Here is a 2,837-nt window from a genome sequence, read left to right on the forward strand (position 1 = left end):
ATTGTATGAGCCTCTGCCATTAAGATAATCAGAAGCAACTTGTATTTTTAGTTCGGATGAATATTTGGTCATAAAAATACCCCACAATCGTTAGATGTCTATGTCTAACAATTGTAGGGCACTTCAACTTAGATGAGTGTCCTAAAGCGGTTCCCTGTTCAAAGTCAATGCCTTAACTTAATGACATTGCCCCGCGGGGGCTTTTTTATTTAGGTTAAATTCCTTGTTTAGTTATTTTTTGGCCGCTCAGAATGAATTATCTTAAGTATTTTTCAGCTCTCACTTTAAAAAGAAAATTGGTACCGGTTGCTTTTGGCCGAAGATAAGCTGCATAAAATGACCCATTCCTTAAAAGCGTGATACAATATTGACAATCTGTTTTTTTAGCAGAAGAAACTATTTATGAAAAAGGGTGAAAAGATAACATGCATTTAAAGAAGCTTCGCAAACTTCTCTTGCTGCCAGTCAGCCTACTGATCGCCGCTCTCTTCTTGACGGCGCCAAAGGCTCAAGCTGCCAGCAAGAAGACCTACATTATCGGTACCGACCAGACTTTCAAGCCCTTTGAAATCCAAGACAAGGATGGTACCTACAATGGCAAGAACCCAGGGATCGACATCGAAATCCTCCGGGAAATCGCCAAGCACGAAAAGTTCAAGTACGAGCTGAAGATCATGTCCTTCAACGCCGACGTCCAGGCCCTGCAATCCGGCCAGATCGACGGGATGATCGCCGGCATGAGCGTTACTGAAGAAAGAAAGAAGACCATCGACTTCAGCAATTCCTACTACACTGACGGGGTCTGCCTGGCCGTGGCCAAGGACAGCAAGATTTCCAGCTTGAAGGACCTTAAAGGCAAGACGGTCAACGTCAAGACCGGGACCACCTCAGCCATCTATGCCAAGTCCATTCAAAAGAAGTACGGCTTCAAGCTAAAGTACTACACCAACTCCAACACTGCCTGGGCTGACGTCAAGGCCGGCAACGCTGACGCCTGCTTTGATGATGGTCCGTCCCTGCGCTACGGGATTGCCAACGGGACTGGCCTGCGCATCGTCGGCAAGCAAGTGGCCAATGCCCCTCTGGCTTTTGCCGTTAAAAAAGGCAAGAACCAGGAACTCCTCAAGATGTTCAACGACGGTCTGGCCTGGCTGAAGAAGACCGGCCGCTTAAAGAAGATCGTCAACAAGTACACTAGCAAAAAGGCGGTTAAGAGCCAAATTGTAGCTGATACTTCAATTTTTGGCCTGATCAAGGATAACGCCGGCGCTCTTATACAGGGTTTATGGATGACCATCGAACTGGCTATCGTCGGCATCCTGGCCGCCCTGGCCTTCGGCCTCGTGCTTGGGATCATGGGGATCGCTGAGCACAAGTTCTGGCATGGCCTGGCCAACGTAATCATCTACATCTTCCGTGGTATTCCAATGATGGTTCTGGCCTTCTTCATCTACATCGGCATGCCGACTTTGCTGGGCCACAAGCTGCCCCTCTTTACTGCCGGCATCTTGACCTTGATGCTGGACGAAGGGGCCTACATCGGGGCCATCGTCCGCGGGGGCTTCGAATCAGTTGACGTGGGCCAGTGGGAAGCTGCCCGGTCCCTGGGTCTGCCTTACTACAAGGCCCTCTGGAAGGTTGTTGCCCCGCAAGGTTTCAAGCTGATGATCCCATCCCTGGTCAACCAGTTCATCATCACCCTTAAGGACACTTCCATCCTGTCTGCCATCGGGGTCATGGACTTAACCCAAACAGGGACTACCTTGATCGCCCAGAATTTCCAGGGCTTCAAGATGTGGCTGATCATCGCCGTAATGTACCTGATCATCATCACCCTGCTTACTTGGCTGTCTAACTACATTCAAAAGAAGATGCAACATTAGTTAATAAGGAGGCTTTTTCCATGGAAGAAGAATACAAGGTTCAGGTAACCGACCTGCACAAGAGCTACGATGGCGTCCACGAAGTCATCAAGGGTGCCAACTTGAACGTCCTGCCAAGTGAAGTAGTCTGCATCATCGGCCCTTCCGGCTCCGGGAAGAGTACCTTCCTGCGCTGCATCAACAAGCTGGAAGAGTTCCAAAAGGGCCACATCCTCGTTGACGGCTACGACCTGGCTGACCCGAAAGCGGACATCAACAAGATCCGGGAAAACATCGGCATGGTCTTCCAGCACTTCAACCTCTTCCCGAATATGACCGTCCTGGAAAACATCATCCTGGCTCCGGTCGAATTGGGCAAGGAAGACAAGGAAACGGCCATCAAGGAAGCCCACAAATACCTGCAGATGGTCAACATGGACGACAAGGCCGACGTCAAGCCAACCACCCTGTCTGGCGGCCAGCAGCAGCGGGTAGCCATCGCCCGGGCCCTGGCCATGAAGCCGGATATCATGCTCTTTGACGAACCGACCAGTGCCCTGGACCCGGAAATGGTCGGCGACGTTTTGAACGTTATGAAGAAGCTGGCCCAGGAAGGGATGACCATGATCGTGGTGACCCACGAAATGGGCTTCGCCAAGCAGGTGGCTGACAAGGTTGCCTTCTTCTACGGCGGCGTGATCAAGGAACTGGGGACGCCGGAAGAAATCTTCGACCACCCGCGGGAAGAAGAAACCAAGAACTTCTTGAACAAGGTTTTGAATATCTAACTTAAACTTCCCACTTGCAAAAGTGGGCTTGTACCTTGAAAATTCAATAGTTTAGCCAATAAAACATACTAATCTAGTGTTGGATGATTACTCGACGGAGTAGTCGTTCAACACTTTTTCTTTTACTATGTAAAGTGGAGATGAAGCCAATGCCGTGACTGCTTTGGACACATGATGTCGTAAACAA

At 49.8% G+C, this 2,837-nt stretch carries 2 protein-coding genes; both read left to right on the forward strand.

Annotated elements, in window-relative coordinates; genetic code table 11:
* Positions 1-425 precede the first annotated feature (425 nt).
* A complete protein-coding gene (locus tag Q0J41_RS05250; RefSeq protein ID WP_296227064.1) occupies positions 426-1,883 on the forward strand; it encodes an ABC transporter substrate-binding protein/permease in 1,458 nt (485 codons plus the stop codon).
* 20 nt (positions 1,884-1,903) lie between these two features.
* On the forward strand, positions 1,904-2,650 hold the full coding sequence (locus Q0J41_RS05255; protein ID WP_296227066.1) for an amino acid ABC transporter ATP-binding protein: 747 nt from the start codon (positions 1,904-1,906) through the stop codon (positions 2,648-2,650).
* The last annotated feature ends 187 nt before the right edge of the window (positions 2,651-2,837 follow it).

It is taken from the genome of uncultured Lactobacillus sp., from assembly GCF_944327175.1.
In the GTDB taxonomy this organism is placed as follows: Bacteria; Bacillota; Bacilli; order Lactobacillales; family Lactobacillaceae; genus Lactobacillus.

What these genes read in the sequence shown, in the direction of transcription:
- Q0J41_RS05250 (WP_296227064.1), top strand. Translation starts at nt 426, where the DNA reads ATGCATTTAAAGAAGCTTCGCAAACTTCTCTTGCTGCCAGTCAGCCTA.
- Q0J41_RS05255 (WP_296227066.1), top strand. Translation starts at nt 1,904, where the DNA reads ATGGAAGAAGAATACAAGGTTCAGGTAACCGACCTGCACAAGAGCTAC.